Raw genomic sequence first — 18,377 nt, 5'->3', positions numbered from 1 at the left:
CAGTGTGTGACTGTACTGGCTGGTCACTAGCTGGTCAGGAGCAGTCCTTAGTCTGTGGACCCTTGTCGTTCTTCTTATCCTTCTTGTCTTTGTCGTCGTACTTATCGTCCTTTTTGTCCTTGTCGTCGTACTTGTCGTCGTTCTTCTTCTCGCCCTTGTCGTCCTTTTTGTCTTTGTCGTCGTACTTGTCGTCCTTTTTGTCTTTGTCGTCGTACTTGTCGTCCTTTTTGTCCTTGTCGTCGTACTTGTCGTCCTTTTTGTCCTTGTCGTCGTTCTTCTTCTCGCCCTTCTCGTCGTCCTTCTTGTCCTTCTTGTCGTCCTCCTCGTCGTACTTGTCGTTCTTTTTATCGTCTTCGTCGTACTTGTCTTCCTTCGCGTCTTTGTCTTCCTTCGCGTCTTTGTCTTCCTTCGCGTCTTTGTCTTCCTTCGCGTCTTTGTCTTCCTTCGCGTCTGTCTTCTCGTCCGTTTCATCGATAGCCGCCGGACCGTCAACCGTCAGCAGGACGGTGAATCCACGATCGGCCAGATCTTGGGGCGGCTCGAGGTAGCCGATCGCGTACCCGGTATACGCAACACCCTCCTCGAGGGTCACGTCGAACGACGCCACCTCGTCGGGCTCTCCAGCAGGTCGGACCGAGAGCGTGTACGTCCCGGCCGGAACGGCGAGATACTCAGTCACCTCGCCGAAGGAGATGCCCTCGACCAGCGGTTCCCCGTCGGCGAAAATGTCGACCGCGGGTGCATCGGGTGAGAAGTGTGCGACGCGAACGAACGCTGCACCGGCTGGGCGCTTTTCGGGCAGTGGCTCGGCGTCGAGGAGGACTGCGAGTTCGAACGTCTCGGCCGAGAGTTCGCCGACCGCGGCGGCGGTGTAAAACGCTTCCTCGACCTCGATCTCGTCCTCGAACACAACGGTGTCCGGATCGCCCGCGGGCGTGATCGTGACAGTATAGGTCCCAGGCTCGAGTTCCAGGTACGGCGAGACGTTACCGAAGGCGACGTCCGCGAGTACCCGTTCATTGTCGACGAAGACGTCGACGTTCGGCGCGTCCGGGGAGAAGTGTGCGACACGAACCGCTGCCAGACCGTCGGTTCGATCGTCGTCGTGTTTCTCGTCGTCGCGTTTTTTGTCGTCGTGTTTCTTGTCCGTCTCTGGATCTTTGTCTTCGTCTCCGCTGGCACCGGCGATCGAGAAGCCACCGACAGTCAATGCACCCGCTGCAGCCAGGCCCTTGACGTACGGTCGTCGACCCAGGCGGGAACTCTGACTCGTCTCATCTGCTCGTCGATCTTCTGGTTTTTCTGCCATTGCATTTTTGCCAAAACTCACCTCACGGATATTGTACTGAGCAAGCTAATTCTCACAGAATCTTAACAAACCAATCTCTTTGACAGTAGACTGAAATACCTACTCTTCTCAGTGTCACCGTACACGGACAACCCAACAGTTCTACGCTCGTTCTTTCTGTGGCGTTGATCTTGCCCCTGAGTTTGGAAACGTCTCGCAGTCAGTAGCTTCCCTCGGCCCAGCACACTGGCTCAGCTTTGGAGAACGGCGCGAGAGAACTCCGTTCTACGAGAGGACCACTCGTCGAAGGAGCCGGCTACGAACAGTTCGATGTATAGCAACAACGCTGAATCTACCTGTCTCCGAACTGGCGAGTCTGCGAGCGATCGTTCACTGGTTGGACACTCGAGTCTACGGAGCTCCGGGAAGGAAGGGGGCCGCCCGACGTGTCGGGCGGCCACCGCTGAACCAGTGTGATCAGCAGCGGAGGCCAACAGGTACAGTGTACATGGGTCTCCCCGCTGATCATCACTCTCTTGGGCTCTCTGCACAAATACCCTCCGAATCGACCTCGAACCAGCTGCACAACTGCTCCGGTCGCCTCACAGAGGTGGCATCGATGACGCTCCGGTCGTTCACCGGTTTGATCCGGCGAACGGGCATTCGGGGTCGGTGTCGTCGCAACCGATTACGCCCTCGAGATGCCGTCGACGCATTCGCAACTGACGCCGGTGCTGGCGGCCGGGCAGTTGGCCTCCTACTGGGTGGCCAATCGGCCGGAGCGGTCGATCGACAAACCGCGAACCTGGCGAAAACTGTGGCCGGCGAGTGAACCGCCTCGGGGTCAAGCCCCGAGGCTTCCCGTGGTTTAGTAGGACACTCCCACGCGACCATCGGCCTGATAGCCTCGAACGGTCGGATGGGTCACGGTCGGAGCGTCCACGGCCCCCGATGCCTGCCGTCGCACCTTCCGAACTTGGGGAAGGCTGTTGAGAGCGGGCACATTCCAGTCCTGATGCTTCTTGATTCCTTTCACGGCGATGTTGACGCTTGCACTTCGGTCGCTGTGGTCTTGATGCTCACAGTTCTTGCACTTGAACCGCTTCTTGTTCCGGTTCGCACGCTCCGTGTGTCCACACATCGGGCACCGTTGACTCGTGTACTCGGGGTTAATCCATCCAGTCGGGATTCCCTCGAACGACGCCTTGTACGACGTGTAGTATTGGAGGGCGCGGAAGGGGAGGTGGTGCAAGCGTCGGTTCATCCGCGTGCCGTAGTCGATACTGTCGCGCATCTCTTTGAGGTCTTCAAAGACGATGCACGGCTTCTCGAACTGACCACTCCACTCCACGATGTGATGGCTCACTTTGTGAAGTCGGTCACGGACGAACCGTTCTTCACGCCCTTCCAGCGTGTCGTGGATGCTGTCCTTCCCAGCGTTCTGCACACGCTTCCGCATCGTGAAGTAGCGGTGACGCTCGAACTTGATTTCGGGGAAGTCGATAACCAACGTGCCCTCGACGCCATCCCCGGAGAGGGCGGTGAGAGCCACGTTATCTTCGTTCACGTCTACACCGACGACAGTCCGTGAGTCCTGCTTGTCTCGGACGGTCTGCTCGGTGTTGGTGACGTTGACGTGCAACTCGGCGTTCTCGTTGTGGAACAGGGCTTCTGCCGTCCCAATCTTCCATTTGTCGCTTTCGAGTGCGGTCTTGAGAATATCGAGGTGGGCGCCGTCACCTTTGAGGACGCCCTTGACGTGCTTGTACGGCTTTGCACTGATTCGGAACGCCACGTCGCCGTCGTCGGTGAGCGACAGGTTGTACCCTTCCTCGTAGTTCGCACGGAGCGGGTACGCGCCGTCCTTGGTGTGGCTCGGCTGGTTGAAGCCGTCGTACTCGTAGTAGTTCTCCATCGCGCCGAGTGCTTTGGCGACGACGCGCTGAGTCGTGTTCTTCACGAGGTTGGCGTCGTCGGCCACACGGTCGGGAATAACGTCCCAGTCCACGCCGTCTTTGGCGAGTCGAATGGTTTCGTTGTACACCCGGCGGGCTTCGAGCGTGGCGTCGTACAGCAGCCCCTCGTTGTCACTTTGGATGTCGAGTTGGAAATCCAGCGTCTTAGTGAGGGGCTGTTCGTCCGTCATTCTTTGTCTTGTTTGGTTGGTTCTGAGGTTCGGACGACTTTCACGTCGGCTCCCCGCCAGCGTTTGGGGACGGTGACGTGGGCGCTGTTCCCGAACGGTTTGACCTCGCCGTCGAGAACTTCTTCGCCGTCTATTTCAAAGCGATTCGCCATACCTGTGTATATCCTTTGGATATACTTAACTGTGTCGGTGACGTAGGTTCAATGTGGGTGAGAAGCGGTCGAACCACACGGTGTACAACGTCAACTACCACTTCGTGTGGTGCCCGAAGTACCGCCACGCGATTCTCGAACCAATCGAGGATTCGCTGGAAGCGAGTTTCCGCGATGTGTGCGACGAATACGGCTACGAGATACTGTCGCTACACGTCTCACCCGACCACGTACACCTGTTCCTTTCCGCCCACCCGAAACATGCACCAAGCGAGATTGTGCGAACGGTCAAGAGCATCACGGCACGGGAGATGTGGGAGCAACACGAGACGTTCTTGGAGGAGTATTTGTGGGGTGGTGGGTTTTGGGAGGAGTCGTACTACGTAGGGACGGCAGGCGATGTTTCGACCGCCACGATTGAGAAGTATATCGAGCGTACGGAACACGTTTAACGGAGCGTACGGCCTTCACCCTCGGGGTCAAGCCCCGAGGCACTCGGCCTGTTCCGCCTGTAGAACCCAGCACCGCACCGGATCGATAGTGGTCTTTGTTGCGTTGCCATGATCGTGGTCGGCTATAGTAACAACTGCACAGGTCATCATTTTCAGATACTGTTTCTATCTTAGAGAGATTTAGTGTTGGGCGTACTCACTCGACCGTGCATAACTGGGCTCAGAAAGGCAACCTAGCCGATACAGGCTCCGATTTCGATCCGAAAAACATGGAACTCGGGCGCTATCGAATATTCATTTTAAAGAATAAGATGATGTATCTTCCCGTTTGGAAACTATTTCAGAATCGCCGAGCCAAAATTCGCTGAAACATGGCTGCAAAACCGCGCTTGCTGCTGGAGTCGCCCACTCGTTCGAGACTAACTCGGTTTGTTAATGTTTCGACCTACGATAACAACTCTAATTAAGTCCAATGTATACTATATTAATACTGTGTCAACAAATTTGAACGCTGCCGACTCGTTCGAAGCTGGTGGTCAGACTCGCCACGTCGGATTTGTTGGTGATTCAGACGTCGGGAAAACGACGGTCGCGACACTCGTCGCGGCCCGCTTGGCCGAGCGAACGCAAGTAACGGTTGCCGGAGATGCCGCGCGATTCGTGAGTACCCAAGATGCCGAGAACGACGACGCGATCGGTATCGAGTGGACAGTCGAGGACTGTACTCCGGGAGTAGACGCGTTCGGCCCACGTCCGGAACGCCTGGATACGGTGTTCGTCGTGGCAACGCCCGAAACGCTCGACAGCGTCGCAAAGTACGAGCAGGTCGCTCGTCGACACGGCGTCGATTGCTTCCTCGTGGTCAACCGGTTCCAGGAATCGGCGAAAGATCAACTCAGAGCGTTCGATGGACCCGAGATTGCCGAATACATTTATGTTGACGAAGAAATCTCGACGGCCATCTCCGATAGACGAGTGCCGACGCTTCCGGACTGGACTGTCGAAGCAATACTCATCGAAGCGCTCCAACCCGAACGACAAGAAGCCGAACGAGCACTCGCCGCACTTGATAGTGGCGAGCGGTCGATCGTCAACGTCGAAGTCGGCGACAGAGCTGATGCCGACACGCTCATCGATTCGTTCAAAACTGCCGGCTACGGTGCAGCCTATTTCGAGTGTAACTGCCAGTGCCACGATGGACACGTGCTGGCGCGTCAGCCACAGATCTGAATGAGGGCAGCAGTCGTGTCTCCTTGGGCAAAAAGTCGCCCTCTCGTCAGCCGATCACGGGACAGGGATGACGGGTACTGACACTCTCGTTACGATTATCGGTGGAGGCGTCCACGGCGTCCATCTGGCCGTTCGCCTGCTAGAGGCCGAGCTGATCGATTTGAGTGAGCTTCGTATCATCGAGCCAGCGGGGTTACTTGAAGAATTCGGCCAAAAGTGCCGCCAGTGTGGGATGACCGAATTTCGATCTCCGTTCGTTCACCACGTGGGGAGTGATCCGTTCTCGCTCCGGGACTTCGCACGCACCCGCTGTCGTGAAGACGAACTCGTTCCGACCAGCGTTGGTGCGGATCGGCCGACCGTGTCGCTGTTCTTCGATCACGCTGAGTGGATCTGCGATCGGTACGATCTCGAGACAGTCGTCTTGGAAGGTCGAGCCACCGGTCTCGTAAATAACGGGGACGCGGTCAAGATTGAGACGACCCGTGATCGTCTCAGCTCTCGGTGGTGTCTCCTCGCTGTCGGACACGGGGACTCACTTGCATACCCGGAGTGGGCAGAGGATCTGATTCCGACTGAGCCGATGACTCACGTTTGGGACCCATCGTTCGACCCTGAAGGGATTGGTGAGACATCGACCGTTGGAATCGTCGGTGGTGGCATCACTGCCGCACAGCTCTCGACGACGCTCGCTCGGCTGCCGGGACGCGACGTGGTTCTGTTCGCCCGAAGTCCGTTTCGCGTCGAGACACTCGAGGCGAACACCGACTGGATGCACTTTTCGAGTGTTGTCGAAAAACTCCACGCACACCCTCCTGCGTCGCGTGCCCGTAGTGAACTCGTTGCTGAGGCACGACATGACGGGACGATCCCCCCATACGTGTTTCGTCGACTACAGCGGGCGCTCGAGCGGGAGCAGATCGAACTCGAACGATCGGAGATCACAGTCGCGACCGAAGCTGGAGGAACGGTCGTCGCCACCTGTCGGGATGGCAGCGCGTTTTGTCTCAACGATTTGATCTGCGCGACGGGTTTCGGATCGCCGTACGACGGTGAACTGTTTTGCAACCTACGTGAGCAATCCGCGCTGCAGACGGACTACTGTGGGTCGCCTGTCCTGGATGACGAGACGCTTCGCTGGATGTGTCGGGACGGGACCCTCTCTCGAATTGCTGTTTCGGGCGCTGCTGCACAGCAGGTCCTCGGTCCGGTCGCTCGTAACGTGATCGGCGCACGGCGAGCAGGAGATCTGATCGTCGGATTTCTCGAGTCCGAACTCGACGCCGAGAAACGCGAGGCTGAGCTGTGAAGTGCCTCGGGGGCAAGCCCGTGACATTCGCCTCGACCGCCTGTAAATCGAGTCGCAGTTCTGGTTGAAGCCACCGTACTGATCGGATCAGTCGGACACTTCTGTTCCGTGTATCGGTTCACTTGCAGTGTCCACTCCAGAACAGTGAACGTGCCGTCCAATGGCAGCCGTAATCCGATCACCGGCCCGTCTAGCTCCCGGAATATTAGGCGCGTACGGTCCAACTGTCCCGAGGGCGAGTGCTCCGGAGACGTACAACGGAATGAATCGTCCGTCGTCGCGCTGCCAGGTAAGCGTCTCGTCATCGAGAACCGGCATTCCTCGATGGCCCCGAGCCAGCGCGAGTTCGTCGGCGATTCGATCGACAAACGGGTGATCGAATACCGGTTCGAATCCGGTCGCGAGGACGACGCGGTCTCCGAGTAGCTGCAATCCGTGGTCGAGGGAGAGCCGAATCGACTCATCTTCGTTCGTCGCCGAGTCAACCGCACCCTGCGCAATCGTGAGCGCGCCGTCGGTGGTTCGGCTCTCGAACTCTGCGTAGAGATACGGCGGAATCGTTGCGGCGTGTCGAGCCTCCGAAATCACGTCGAGTCGGTCGCTCGATCCGGGTGGGTGCACGTGGAGGTTTCGTTCAATGTGTGACCAATTGATCAACGGTGGATTCGCCTCGGCAATCTCCCACTCGAGCGGGTGTCGTGAGAACAACGCTACTGACTGCGTCTCGCTCAACTTACACGCGAGTTGGGCGGCGGTGATGCCGCCGCCGACGACGATGGTTCGATCGGCAGACATATTGGGATCGAATCCATCCCAGACGTGTTCGACGCCGTCGAGATCGGCTGCCCAGTCAGGCCGTCGGCACTGATCACCGTGGCCGATCGCCAGAACGCAGTGGTCGGTATCGATGGATCCCGCGGTCGTCTCGAGCCGAAGTCCCGTCTTATCGGGAATTTCCTGGATAGCGTCGACGGCTGCTCGAAGATGGAGTGATTCAAGATCCTTTTGCTCGATCACGTGCTCCGAATAGTCCAGGAACAGATCGAGAGACGGCCGCGGCGGATAATCGACCGTCGGAACGAGTTCGTCTTCCCGATCGTTTGCTTCGGCGAAATTCTCGAGGCCGAACGACTCGGTTCCGATGTGGTGGACGAACGTCGATCGGAGGGCCTCCATGCCGCAGGTCCTCGCCTTCTCACGGAACGACGTCAGCAATCGGTTGTGAGGATCAACGACGAGAACGTCGGATCTGTCGAACGGAGTGTTTTCGATGAGACGCTGGGCGAGGTACGTTCCGTGGATTCCTCCTCCAACGATGGTACAGCCGAATTTTCGAGTGGAGTCGTGTGTCGTCATACGAGATACGTCGCGTCGGTGTCCGAAGACAGCCTCCGAAAGTTAATAAGATCTTCGAATAGAATAACAAATTATATTATCTCATAGTCGCATATTACTAATATATGGATGACCAGACAATCCCCGTGACCGTGCTTTCTGGGACGCTCGGCGCCGGAAAGACGACTACGTTGAACCACATACTCCGCGAAAGCGGCGAACGAGATCTTGCGGTCCTCGTCAACGATATGGGCGAAGTGAACGTCGACGCGGATCTCGTCGCGGAGTCCTCCGATATCTCGGCGGATGAGGAGGAGCTGATCGAACTCTCGAACGGCTGTATCTGCTGTGAGCTTCGCGGCGACCTGCTCGAGGCGATCGACGGGCTCGCCCGCGAGCGCGAGTTCGACGGAATCGTCGTCGAGTCGACGGGCGTCGCGGAACCGCTCCCCGTCGCCCAGACGCTGACGCTCGGCTTCGACCAGGGAGACCTCGAGCCGACCGAGTTCTACGAGGAGACCGGTATCGAACCGCTCGAGGACTGTCACCTCGATACGACGGTGACCGTCGTCGACGCCCACCAGTTCCGGGAGGCGATGCGCTCGGACGAGATTCTGGACGACGACGGCACCGAGAAACACCTCGGCGACCTGCTGGTCGAACAGGTCGAGTTCTGCGACGTCCTCCTGCTCAACAAGTGCGACCTCGTCGACGAGGACACGCTCGCACAGATCGAAGAGACTCTCGAAGCGTTGCAACCCCGGGCCGAGATCCTTCGGACGACCCACGGTCGAGTCGACGTTGACGACATCATCGCCACCGGCCGGTTCGACTTCGAGGAAGCGAGCCAGTCGGCCGGCTGGATGCAGGAACTTCGAGAGCCCCACGAATCCGCCGAAGAAGAACACGGCGTCACCTCGTTCGTCTTCGAGGCGCGGCGGCCCTTCCACCCCGAACGGTTCGCCGAACTACTCGACGCGTTCCCGGAGAACGTCGTTCGATCCAAGGGCCACTTCTGGCTCGCCGGCCGTGAGGAGATGGCACTCATGTTCAACGTCGCCGGACAGTCGATTCGAGTCGCACCCGCCGGGAACTGGGTCGCGACACTCCCACCCGAAGAGCGCGAGGAGCAGTTCGAGGCCTACCCCGAACTCGAGGAGACGTGGGACGACGAGTGGGGAGATCGCGGAACGCGACTGGTCGTCATCGGAACCGAGATAGACCACGAATCGATCCGGAACCACCTCGAACTCTGTCTGCTCACCGACGAGGAGATGGATGCCGACTGGGAGGCGTTCGCCGATCGGTTCCCGACGTTCGAGGCACCGGAAGACGTCGAGGACGATGAGCCGGAGAGCCCCGAACACGATGGCCAGGAAGAAATCGGAATCGCAGATTGACCCGCAGCACTCGAACGATCACGTGACAGAAACGGAATCACCACCGTCCGTCGAGCACCCTTCGCCAGAGTGTTGCGCGATCGTCGAACCGACCGATTCGGGGCCGGACCTGTGTACGATCTACTCGATCGCGTCCGAGGACTCGCTGGTGACGGCGTGGATTTCGGCCCGCGAAGGCTCGTACTGCGCGCTCGAAGACGCACGATAACAATCAACGAAACCTATCGAACGATGTCTACGACACTCCAAACAACAGTTGAGAAGAACGTTTCACGAACGCAACGCTACGAAGCGATCGATGCACTCGACCGTGCGGGCGAGACGACGAACCTCGCAATTCTCGTCCGAATGGGCGGACTCCGCGGCGAGTTCCGCCGTCATGCTCTCAGTGGACTCGCCGAGTGTGGCGCCACGACAGTTCTCGAAGAACTCGCTGAGGACAGGACGATCGAACCGTCGTCGAGACGGAGAGCCGAGGATTTGGCATGACCAGTGAGGCGTCGACCGATTTCACGAGCGAATCGAGCGATAGCGCCGACGCGAACGGGGGACGTACCGGAAACCAACGCGTTTGCAGAGACACTGATCGAGAACAGGGCTTAATTGGCAAGTACGATATCTGGTTGTGTCGGCAATCGTTTCGAGAAATGGCCCGCGACATGGGCTTTCGAAAGTACGACTGACTTGCGGGGTTCGTTGCTCGAGGACGAGCGACCGAGAGATGTCGAATCACCCCCGGAGCACCGATCGGACTTTTTGAGGGGTTTCGAGACGTCGTCTGTGAAGCCAACGGAGAAGAGTGCCGTCTCGAGTAAGATTTCGAACCAGTCTGCTTCTCACGGCTCTGTATATTCGACACTGTTATTCAGGTGTTGGATAACACACGCCTATGCGACGACGCACGATACTTGAGGGCGCCGGAGTGACGCTCTCAGTGACGCTAGCCGGGTGCGGAGATCTTATCGAACCGATCGACGACGACAGCGAGACGGGTCACGAGCAGGACAATGGGTCTGACGGGAGCAACGAGGACGGCTTTGGAGACGACGAACCCGACAGCGAACCGAGCGACTCAGATGACGACGACGACGTATACGAGGACGAGTCCATAGAGGGAGAAGTGATCGTCTCCGAGGCCGCAAGCGAGTATCTTTCGGCACTGAGGCACACCTACACATGGAATGACGACCCACCGGGTGACACGTGTAACGTTCACGTCGAACTCGAGAACGTTGGCGACGAGGAGATCGCCGCGAGCATGGAAGCACGAATCTACGACGAGGAGGGTGCCGAACTCGCGAGTACTCACCACCCCGGCGAAACCAGCCCTGCCCCGGACGACACTGCCACCTACTCGTTCCCGCTCAGTAACTGCGAGGGAACTGCTGCGTACGAACTCGAGATCGACGGCCCCGGCGACGAGAGCGACGTCTCCGACGATTTGGGCACGCTAATGATCGACGACTTTGAGGACTACAACAGCGGTGGCCTCCCGGGTTCGTGGACGCTCGACGGGACTGGTAACGCCGACGTCTCCTCAACTGCGGGCTTACACGAGGACTCGAGTCAGGGTCTTCGACAAGACGGCGACTCGAACGTCCGTTCTTTCCCCGGCCAGGGACTACCGAACTACCCCGAAGACGGCCGTGAAGTCTCGGTTCTGATGCGCCCTGACTCGAACTCCTTCCAGCCCTGGATTCTTGTCGGTATGGAGGACGACGTTTGGTCCACAGAAACACCGGGTTGGCGGCTCATTATCGACCCGGACGGGGGGATTCGGATCGCTCGAGAGACGGGTAGTGGTGCCGAGATCCTTGACGAGAATTCGACACTCCCGAGCCTGGTTGACAAGACTGTCGACTGTCGATTTATTGCCGACAGTTCTGATGGGGTCGAGTTCTGGGTACAGGATCTCGACGGATCTACACTCGGCTCCGTGAGCACGAGTGAGACCGACGGAATCGAGGACGAGATGAGTATTGGCTTCCGGTCGTCGCAAGGCGTCGACTGGGACTGGCCGCGACTCGTCGATGGCGAGAGCGGTGAGTAGCGAGAGCAACTAGTTGGTTCCTCCGGATCACAGACTGAACTCGGTCACTCTGGATCGGATAACTTCGTCGAGAGTCGATCGAGCCGATCCTGTGTGAACCGCCCCGGGGTCAACTCGTTCGAGAATCTTCGGTTTTCGGACGACCCCGAGGCACTCGCCTTGCTCATCTGTGGAGGGCCAACAACACCGGCTGGCTCAACTGAGCATCTGTTAGCTTAGTTTCAAGACATTTGTGAGCTCTCCGACGAGACTCTCGAGGATACTGAGTTACTCCTGAGCCGCTCTATGAGGCGCTCATCGAGTGGAGGCACAATAGAGATACTCGGATTTCACGAGTGCCATCGATCTTCGGCCCATAGCGCCTGTAGAGCGAGGTTTTAACACTCCTTGGACACGGAACTATTCGCATGGAGCGCTATACGCGCCAGCGCGAATCAAAATCAACCGAAAAAGATCAAGAGACCACGGATGAGCAAACATGCGATGAATGTGGCTCGAGCGCTCTTACGACAAGCGAGGATCAGGGTGAGCTTGTCTGTGAGGACTGTGGGTTAATTCTTGAAACGACAAACATCGACCGAGGCCCAGAGTGGCGAGCCTTCAACCACTCAGAGCGGAACAACAAATCCCGCGTTGGGGCGCCGACCACCAAAACAATGCACGACAAGGGCCTCACCACGCAGATCGACTGGAAAAACAAAGACGCCTATGGACGGTCCCTCTCCTCGGAGAAGCGCGGCCAGATGCAGCGCCTGCGCAAGTGGCAGGAACGAATCCGAACGAAAGATGCCGGCGAGCGCAACCTGCAGTTCGCACTCAGCGAAATCGACCGGATGGCCTCGGCGCTGGGTGTGCCACGATCAGTTCGGGAGGTCGCTAGCGTCGTCTATCGGCGGGCACTGAACGAAGATCTCATCCGTGGGCGTTCGATCGAAGGGGTTGCAACAAGCTGTCTGTATGCTGCTTGCCGACAGGAAGGCATTCCGCGCAGTTTAGAAGAGGTTGCCGACGTCTCTCGAGTCGAAAAGAAAGAAATCGGGCGGACGTACCGCTATGTCGCTCAGGAACTCTCTCTCGAGATGAAACCGGTCGATCCCAAGGAGTACGTTCCACGGTTTTGCTCCGATCTCGACTCGAGTGAAGAGGTCCAGTCGAAAGCCAGGGAGATCATCGACACCACTGCAGAGCAGGGACTGCTCTCCGGAAAGTCCCCGACAGGGTATGCCGCCGCTGCGATCTATGCCGCCTCGCTGCTGTGCAACGAGAAAAAAACACAACGCGAGGTCGCAGACGTTGCGCAGGTAACGGAAGTGACAATCCGGAACCGGTACCAGGAGCAGATCGAGGCGATGGGAATTCATTAGCCGCTTGTCTGGACAGAGAGGGAGCTCTGCTATCCAATCGGAACTCTGACCGTTCTCAGCGATCACCAACTACGCTGCTTTAGTGCCGTTAATACAGATGTCACTGTATCGTAGCAACTGTCTGACTCAGAATGTATTCCACTCTTGAAAGTTAGACGGAGATAATAAACTGACCGGAGGAAGTGCCTGTTCTTGATCGCCCGATACGAGGTTTCCATACCCCATCTTCCACGGAATCTCGCAGCCAACAGTTCAGCACCGCTTCTCTGTTGCGAACTCTCGCGGGTCGTGGGTAGTGTAGAACTGGGGTAGCGCGTCGGCCGATCATCGAGATCATCTTTCTGGAGACGCGACTTCTTCTCTTCTGGCAGGACGAAGATGCAACCCCTTTCCTTTGTTTACAGATGAGTAAGGCGAGTGCCTCGGGGTCGTCCGAAAATCTTCGATTCTCGAACGACTCGACCCCGAGGCAGTTTACACCGGCAGTAAAAACAAACCGGCTGTGCTGGCATCCATCAAGAGTATGGATTAACTAGTCCTCGCCAGAGACATCGTTCGCATTCGCTGCTTCGAGACTGATCTGATAATCAGAGGCCCCGCCACAGTCATACGCTTCTATCGTGGACTCCGATGATTCTTCAGGCTCTACCAGGGTTGCACTATCGGTCCCGCTCCCAACAGACGAGCCGTCTTCGTCGACAGCAACCCCTCTGTAATAGACCATGACCTCGTGATTCTCTGTGACGTTTTCTACGGTGAACGTGATGAGACAGAGTGGGGGATCATCCCCACCCGGATTCTGTCGCTCGATACTGTGCTCCGTGACCTCGTACATCTCCTGATAGTCTCCGGAATAGTTCACCTCACCCTCCATCTCGTCGAACGAATCGCTCTCGCTATCGTCGTCGTCTTCGCTTTCATCGTCCTCGGCCTCGAGTTCGACAGTGACTCCAGTCTCACCGTCGTGGACGTGTTCGACCGTCTCTGCGACGTAGTCGGGGTGGTCGACCTCGATCGAGTACTCGTTTTCGTAGATCGGGGTGGAGTGGACGCCGTCGGCGTTGGTCTCGCCGTCGAACTCGAGGGGGATCTCGGCCTCGTGCGGTTCGCCCTCGCCGCCGATCACCGCGTTCTCGATCGGTTCGCCCTCTGTACTGGTGACCTGGATGGTAATCTCGGCGACCGGTGGCTCCTCTGTGTCCGGTTCGTCGCCGTCGTCCCCGTCTGTATCGCCGTCGTCCCCGTCGTCATCGTCTTCGCTCTCGTCGACGTCCTCGTCTTGGTCTCCCCCGTCCTCTAGTTCATCCGTCTCATCCTCACCTTCGCCCTCGCCGTCCTTGCCTTCGCTTTCGTCGTCATCTTCCTCCACTTCTGTCTCGTCGCCGCCGTCTCCCTCGTTGGTCTCGTCTTCGCTCTCGTCATCCGGTTCGGTATCGTCGTCCTCGATTTCCTCTTCGGACTCTCCCTCGCCGTCGTTACTCCCCTCTGTTTCGTCGGTGCCAGTACCGGTCCCGTTCTCGAGGTTCTCTTCTTCGGCATCCATACAACCGGCGAGGACGGCTCCCGCACCGACACTGGTGCCGACGATAAACGTGCGTCGCTCCATAGACAATAACGATAGCCTCCTTCCAAAAACCTGATCGTAGACATATCAACCACCGCGAGGGTCGGCTCGACGAAGGGTAACCCACGAAAGATGCGAAGAAACGCTGCTACGAGGGATTCCGCACGAACTCGACAGCGTATCCAAGCTCGAACCGAGTGAGAGATCACCTCGTTACAGCCATAGCGAACAAACTCCAACGGCTCAGACCTCAGTAGGACATCTTCGTTACGATACCGCTACTCCGTCTGAATCGGGAGGGGTCCTCTCAGAGTTGCCATTAGTTCGCGTTCCCACATACCGGTCCACTGTGGTCCCGGCCAGACAGGTCACGGGCCTACAGGAGCCCACCGTTCATCGCAGCGACGACCAGCAGCGCCGGAACCACCGCGGTCGCCACCGCCACGAGATGGGGGGCGGTCGTCTCCGCGATCGTCGTTCGTGCGTGCACCGCTGCAGCGAGCGTAAACGTCCCGGTAGCAGCGAAAAAGAACAGAATTGCTCCCACGACACTCGCGTTGTGCTGGGTGCGAACGGCCGGTCGATCGAGCGTGTAGTGGAAGGCAAACAGATTCGCCCACTGAGTGTCGTGAAATGCGTGCAGTTCCGCCCCGTAGATCGGCGCGATGTGGTGGATATCGGGAAACAGTCCCCAGAGCCCGCCGACGGCGACGAGCCACAGCGGCACCCACGCTGGCAGCCGGTACCGAAGCGCGAGAGGCGTCGCAAGCAGGAGGAGGAGCGCTGCGCCGACGAGGAAGTGGACGAGTGCGGGAGCCATAGGTGTCTCCGCCGGTCGTGAGACCGGCCGAACGAGGCGATTCGGCGCTCGTCGGCTTCAGTAATGAGAGCGTACACGGTCAGTGGCCGAGCGTCACCTCGGACGTTCTCGACTGGCTTGAAGACCGTCCGCTCGAGCCGATCTCCTCGAGTGGGCGGACTCTGGTGGTGTCCGGGCTGGCGAATTTGTGAGCGATCGCTGGTTGTGCACTCGAATCTACGGAGTTCCGGAAAGGAGGATGGACTCTCGATCACGGCTGCCAGGAGGCTACCGCTGAACCAGCGTGATCAGCAGCGGAGGCTAACAGGGACGGTGCACATGGCGTCTCTCTTCTACCGATCATCACCGACCCCGACTGCACGCGGACACGCCCCGACTCGTACGTGAGTGGCCACATCCGAATCGTCAGTAGACCGCACAAAGGGGTGCTCGCAGCCCTGCCACTCATCCGGGCGGCCGGTCTCTTGCTCGCAGCATATATCGGTGAAGGAGAGTTTCATACTATAATGTGTAACAATGTTCTCAGAAAGACTGATCGAAATAAATAAACGGGAACGCGGATGTTACTATTGGTGTGATAATTCTGAAGACTATCTCTGGATTCGAACGAGGGAACCGACGAGCTGAGTGGGAGACCCCCTAATGTGTGGGATCATCGGCTATACGGGCGACGACCGTGCGACGCTCGATGTCCTCCTTACCGGGCTCGAGGGGCTCGAATACCGGGGGTACGACTCGGCGGGCGTCGCGCTCGCGAACGGTTCGCTCGCAGTCTACAAACGCGAGGGCGAGGTGCAAGCACTCAAGAACGCACTCCCCGACGCCAGCGTAGAGGGAACGGCCGGGATCGGTCACACCCGTTGGAGCACCCACGGCCCGCCGTCGGACGCCAACGCCCATCCTCATACTGACGAGGACGGGCGAGTCGCGGTCGTCCACAACGGCATCATCGAGAACTACCAAGCACTGCGCGACGAACTCGCAGCACGAGGCCACGTGTTCGCCAGTGACACCGACACCGAAGTCATCCCACATCTGATCGAGGAGCGCCTCGAGGTCGGTGTGGACCACGAAACCGCGTTCCGAGAGGCGATCAATCGACTGGAGGGCAGTTACGCCATCGCGGCGGTGTTCCGAGGCAGCGAGACGGTGTATGCGGCACGCCACGAATCGCCGCTCGTGCTGGGGGTCGGGGACGACGGCCACTATCTGGCGAGCGACGTGCCGGCGTTCATTGAGTATACGGATCAAGTGATCTATCTCGAGGACGGTGAGTTCGCGACGATCACCCCCGCTACTGTGACCGTCACCGACGAGACGGGCTCCGTGGTCGAAACAGTGGTTGAGACGATCGCGTGGGATCCCGAGGACGCCGCGAAAAGCGGCTACGACCACTACATGAAAAAGGAGATCCACGAACAGCCCCGCGCGATCCGCCAGTGTCTGCGCGGCCGCATCGCGGAACCCGATGGCGGGATTACGCTCGAGGGGCTGGCCGACCTCGAGCCCGAAGGAATGGTTCAGTTCGTCGCCTGCGGCACCTCTTCTAATGCCGCACGCTACGGCGCCCGCCTGCTGCGCGAGCACGGGATCCCAACGCAGACGTTCCTCGCCAGCGAGTACACCGCCGACGCGGTCCCGGTCGACGAGGAGACGCTGGTCGTCGGGGTTACGCAAAGCGGGGAGACCGCGGACACGATGCGTGCCCTGCGGGAGGCCAACGGCGCCGGCGCGACGACGCTCGCGCTGACCAACACGGTCGGGAGTTCGGCCGCCCGCGAGTGCGACCACGTCTGCTACATCCGGGCCGGTCCCGAGATCGGCGTCGCCGCGACGAAAACCTTCGTCAGCCAGCAGGTCGCCCTGGCGCTGTTCACGGGCGCACTCGTCGGCGATTCCGATCCGGCGTTTCTCGAGGGGCTGCGCGAGCTGCCGGAGCTGGTCCAAACGGTGCTCGACTCGTCGCGGGCGCGCGAGGTCGCCGACGCCTACGTCGACGCCGACGCCTACTTTTTCATCGGCCGGGAGTACACCGCCCCGGTCGCCTTCGAGGGCGCGCTCAAAATGAAGGAGATCACCTACAAACACGCCGAGGGCTTTGCCGCCGGCGAACTCAAGCACGGCCCGCTCGCGCTGGTGACCGAGAACACGCCCGTCTTTGCGCTGCTGACGGCGGGGTCGCGCCTGGAGAAGACCCTGGGGAACGTCAAGGAGGTCCAGACCCGTGGCGCACCCGTCATTGCGGTGACCGACGTCCCCGAGGAGGTCGGCCGGTACGCCGATCACGTGCTGGAAATCCCCTCGACCCATCCGCAGCTGACGCCGATCCTGGCGAACGTGCAGTTGCAACTCGTCTCGTACTGGGTCGCCAACCGTCTGGGGCGGTCGATCGACAAGCCGCGCAACCTGGCGAAAAGCGTGACCGTCGAGTAGGAGCCCACACTGAACGGAGCCGCTTTTTGAGCTCGTACGCCGATATCGGAGTCGCGAGCAGCTCCTGGTCGGAGACCCAAGTCACGGTCCGTTCGCCGCGAGGGTGGCGATCCCGACCACATCGGTCACAGCTCGAACTGGAGGACGTCCCCTTCCTCGACGCCGCGCTCGACGGTCCTCTCGTAGACGACTTCCAGCACGTACTGGCCGCGACCGGAGTAGGTCTGTTCGGTTCCGTCCTCCTCCGGTCCCGGCACCGGCGCATTGAAAATACTCGTTGTGGCCCCTCGTCATCGGCGAACACGATGTCGATGCCGAAGGACATGTCGGGCATGCCGAACGTCCGCTCCTCGACCGCGTCGTAGACGTACAGTATGCCGCGATCGTCGGGGAGCTCGTCGGTGTCGCTCAAGCCGAGCCTTGCAGTTCCTGCGTGTCCGCGATCGCCGCTGTCACGTTACCGAGTTCGTCACCGTCGGGGGTCGTCACGCGAACGTCGGTCGACTCGTAGCGGTGCTCGATCTCCTAGTCGGTGTCGATGATGATCTGGTCGCGTACCGTTTTGACCCGGCCGATCGGAATTCGGTATCGGCCGTCGTCCGTGTCGGCTGTCGTCTTCGACTCGTGCGGGTCGACGACGAGGTCGCGGAGCATGCCGGAGTCTGGGTCCATCGTGATGTTGTACAGCGTTCCGAAGGTCCTGCCGTCGGTTCCAACGATCGACTTCTCCTGGAGATCCCGGGCCAAGATGTCACGCATACACTCACTGCACTACCGATGAATAATAAATAGTATAGGGTGTGTAGCACCCGCTGAGAGGCCGGCGAGTCTCTC

17 protein-coding genes and 3 pseudogenes are annotated in these 18,377 nt (G+C 59.1%); 12 read left to right on the top strand and 8 right to left on the bottom strand.

From position 1 onward, the window contains the following. Positions 1–34: 34 nt before the first annotated feature. The 3 genes from CV102_RS19385 to CV102_RS19370 all read right to left on the bottom strand — a co-directional run bounded on the left by CV102_RS19385 (position 35) and on the right by CV102_RS19370 (position 3,586). Positions 35–1,309, bottom strand: a complete 1,275-nt coding sequence (locus CV102_RS19385; RefSeq protein WP_148859686.1) for a DUF4397 domain-containing protein — start codon at positions 1,307–1,309, stop codon at positions 35–37. 847 nt (positions 1,310–2,156) lie between these two features. Beyond that, positions 2,157–3,434 carry an RNA-guided endonuclease InsQ/TnpB family protein gene (locus CV102_RS19375; RefSeq protein ID WP_148859684.1) on the bottom strand — a complete coding sequence of 426 codons (1,278 nt, stop codon included), beginning with the start codon at positions 3,432–3,434 and terminating at the stop codon, positions 2,157–2,159. Then, positions 3,431–3,586 carry a DUF2080 family transposase-associated protein gene (locus tag CV102_RS19370; RefSeq protein WP_148859683.1) on the bottom strand — a complete coding sequence of 52 codons (156 nt, stop codon included), beginning with the start codon at positions 3,584–3,586 and terminating at the stop codon, positions 3,431–3,433. The genes CV102_RS19375 and CV102_RS19370 overlap by 4 nt, the downstream gene beginning before the upstream one ends. Positions 3,587–3,639: 53 nt before the next feature. Here CV102_RS19370 and tnpA point away from each other — a divergent pair, with 53 nt between their 5' ends. The 5 genes and pseudogenes from tnpA to CV102_RS26745 all read left to right on the top strand — a co-directional run bounded on the left by tnpA (position 3,640) and on the right by CV102_RS26745 (position 6,577). After that, complete coding sequence (tnpA, locus tag CV102_RS19365) at positions 3,640–4,038, top strand: IS200/IS605 family transposase (protein WP_148859682.1); 399 nt, start codon at positions 3,640–3,642, stop codon at positions 4,036–4,038. Between the two features lie 146 nt (positions 4,039–4,184). After that, positions 4,185–4,292: pseudogene (locus CV102_RS26755) on the top strand (IS6 family transposase); the annotation flags it as partial. Between the two features lie 406 nt (positions 4,293–4,698). Then, on the top strand, positions 4,699–5,268 hold the full coding sequence (locus CV102_RS19360; RefSeq protein ID WP_233710746.1) for an ATP-binding protein: 570 nt from the start codon (positions 4,699–4,701) through the stop codon (positions 5,266–5,268). Positions 5,269–5,335: 67 nt separating this feature from the next. Beyond that, positions 5,336–5,785, top strand: a pseudogene (locus CV102_RS26750) (FAD/NAD(P)-binding protein); the annotation flags it as partial. Between the two features lie 66 nt (positions 5,786–5,851). Then, positions 5,852–6,577, top strand: a complete 726-nt coding sequence (locus tag CV102_RS26745) for a hypothetical protein (RefSeq protein WP_233710751.1) — start codon at positions 5,852–5,854, stop codon at positions 6,575–6,577. 87 nt (positions 6,578–6,664) lie between these two features. On the opposite strand, the gene CV102_RS19350 is transcribed toward CV102_RS26745, so the two are convergent. Then, positions 6,665–7,933: an FAD/NAD(P)-binding protein gene (locus CV102_RS19350; RefSeq protein ID WP_148859679.1), complete on the bottom strand. Its 1,269-nt coding sequence runs from the start codon at positions 7,931–7,933 to the stop codon at positions 6,665–6,667. Between the two features lie 104 nt (positions 7,934–8,037). Here CV102_RS19350 and CV102_RS19345 point away from each other — a divergent pair, with 104 nt between their 5' ends. From CV102_RS19345 to CV102_RS19320, 6 genes are all read left to right on the top strand, one after another. Continuing rightward, the gene (locus tag CV102_RS19345; protein WP_148859678.1) at positions 8,038–9,312 is read left to right on the top strand and encodes a GTP-binding protein; all 1,275 of its coding nucleotides are present in this window, start codon (positions 8,038–8,040) and stop codon (positions 9,310–9,312) included. Between the two features lie 22 nt (positions 9,313–9,334). Beyond that, positions 9,335–9,520 carry a DUF7511 domain-containing protein gene (locus CV102_RS19340; RefSeq protein ID WP_233710745.1) on the top strand — a complete coding sequence of 62 codons (186 nt, stop codon included), beginning with the start codon at positions 9,335–9,337 and terminating at the stop codon, positions 9,518–9,520. 23 nt (positions 9,521–9,543) lie between these two features. Beyond that, on the top strand, positions 9,544–9,801 hold the full coding sequence (locus tag CV102_RS19335) for a hypothetical protein (RefSeq protein ID WP_148859677.1): 258 nt from the start codon (positions 9,544–9,546) through the stop codon (positions 9,799–9,801). After that, positions 9,798–9,995 (top strand): 30S ribosomal protein S14, encoded by a 198-nt coding sequence (locus CV102_RS19330; RefSeq protein WP_148859676.1) that lies wholly within the window; start codon positions 9,798–9,800, stop codon positions 9,993–9,995. The genes CV102_RS19335 and CV102_RS19330 overlap by 4 nt, the downstream gene beginning before the upstream one ends. A gap of 206 nt (positions 9,996–10,201) precedes the next feature. Continuing rightward, a complete protein-coding gene (locus tag CV102_RS19325) occupies positions 10,202–11,362 on the top strand; it encodes a hypothetical protein (RefSeq protein ID WP_148859675.1) in 1,161 nt (386 codons plus the stop codon). Between the two features lie 407 nt (positions 11,363–11,769). Beyond that, on the top strand, positions 11,770–12,726 hold the full coding sequence (locus tag CV102_RS19320) for a transcription initiation factor IIB (RefSeq protein WP_148859674.1): 957 nt from the start codon (positions 11,770–11,772) through the stop codon (positions 12,724–12,726). Between the two features lie 532 nt (positions 12,727–13,258). Here the strand turns inward: CV102_RS19320 and CV102_RS19310 are convergent. Beyond that, a complete protein-coding gene (locus CV102_RS19310; RefSeq protein WP_148859673.1) occupies positions 13,259–14,332 on the bottom strand; it encodes a hypothetical protein in 1,074 nt (357 codons plus the stop codon). Positions 14,333–14,666: 334 nt separating this feature from the next. After that, positions 14,667–15,110, bottom strand: coding sequence for a hypothetical protein (locus CV102_RS19305; RefSeq protein ID WP_148859672.1), 444 nt, complete (start codon positions 15,108–15,110; stop codon positions 14,667–14,669). Between the two features lie 642 nt (positions 15,111–15,752). Between CV102_RS19305 and glmS the strand changes: the two genes are divergently transcribed. Further along, positions 15,753–17,543: a glutamine--fructose-6-phosphate transaminase (isomerizing) gene (gene glmS / locus CV102_RS19300; protein WP_148859671.1), complete on the top strand. Its 1,791-nt coding sequence runs from the start codon at positions 15,753–15,755 to the stop codon at positions 17,541–17,543. 125 nt (positions 17,544–17,668) lie between these two features. On the opposite strand, the pseudogene CV102_RS19295 reads toward glmS, so the two are convergent. After that, positions 17,669–18,053 (bottom strand): annotated as a pseudogene (locus CV102_RS19295) (DUF192 domain-containing protein); the annotation flags it as partial. A 15-nt stretch (positions 18,054–18,068) separates the two neighbouring features. Further along, positions 18,069–18,302, bottom strand: coding sequence for a PRC-barrel domain-containing protein (locus CV102_RS19290; RefSeq protein ID WP_148859670.1), 234 nt, complete (start codon positions 18,300–18,302; stop codon positions 18,069–18,071). Between the last annotated feature and the right edge of the window lie 75 nt (positions 18,303–18,377).

The sequence above is a fragment of the Natronococcus pandeyae genome (assembly GCF_008122205.1).
Classification (GTDB): Archaea; Halobacteriota; Halobacteria; order Halobacteriales; family Natrialbaceae; genus Natronococcus; species Natronococcus pandeyae.
The sequence above is the reverse complement of the archived record's forward strand: the minus strand, read 5'-3'. Positions and strand labels throughout refer to the sequence as shown.

Coding starts and splice junctions, on each gene's coding strand:
- CV102_RS19385 (WP_148859686.1), bottom strand. CDS start 1,309: ATGGCAGAAAAACCAGAAGATCGACGAGCAGATGAGACGAGTCAGAGT.
- CV102_RS19375 (WP_148859684.1), bottom strand. CDS start 3,434: ATGACGGACGAACAGCCCCTCACTAAGACGCTGGATTTCCAACTCGAC.
- CV102_RS19370 (WP_148859683.1), bottom strand. CDS start 3,586: ATGGCGAATCGCTTTGAAATAGACGGCGAAGAAGTTCTCGACGGCGAG.
- CV102_RS26745 (WP_233710751.1), top strand. CDS start 5,852: ATGACTCACGTTTGGGACCCATCGTTCGACCCTGAAGGGATTGGTGAG.
- CV102_RS19350 (WP_148859679.1), bottom strand. CDS start 7,933: ATGACGACACACGACTCCACTCGAAAATTCGGCTGTACCATCGTTGGA.
- CV102_RS19345 (WP_148859678.1), top strand. CDS start 8,038: ATGGATGACCAGACAATCCCCGTGACCGTGCTTTCTGGGACGCTCGGC.
- CV102_RS19335 (WP_148859677.1), top strand. CDS start 9,544: ATGTCTACGACACTCCAAACAACAGTTGAGAAGAACGTTTCACGAACG.
- CV102_RS19330 (WP_148859676.1), top strand. CDS start 9,798: ATGACCAGTGAGGCGTCGACCGATTTCACGAGCGAATCGAGCGATAGC.
- CV102_RS19325 (WP_148859675.1), top strand. CDS start 10,202: ATGCGACGACGCACGATACTTGAGGGCGCCGGAGTGACGCTCTCAGTG.
- CV102_RS19320 (WP_148859674.1), top strand. CDS start 11,770: ATGGAGCGCTATACGCGCCAGCGCGAATCAAAATCAACCGAAAAAGAT.
- CV102_RS19310 (WP_148859673.1), bottom strand. CDS start 14,332: ATGGAGCGACGCACGTTTATCGTCGGCACCAGTGTCGGTGCGGGAGCC.
- CV102_RS19305 (WP_148859672.1), bottom strand. CDS start 15,110: ATGGCTCCCGCACTCGTCCACTTCCTCGTCGGCGCAGCGCTCCTCCTC.
- glmS (WP_148859671.1), top strand. CDS start 15,753: ATGTGTGGGATCATCGGCTATACGGGCGACGACCGTGCGACGCTCGAT.
- CV102_RS19290 (WP_148859670.1), bottom strand. CDS start 18,302: ATGCGTGACATCTTGGCCCGGGATCTCCAGGAGAAGTCGATCGTTGGA.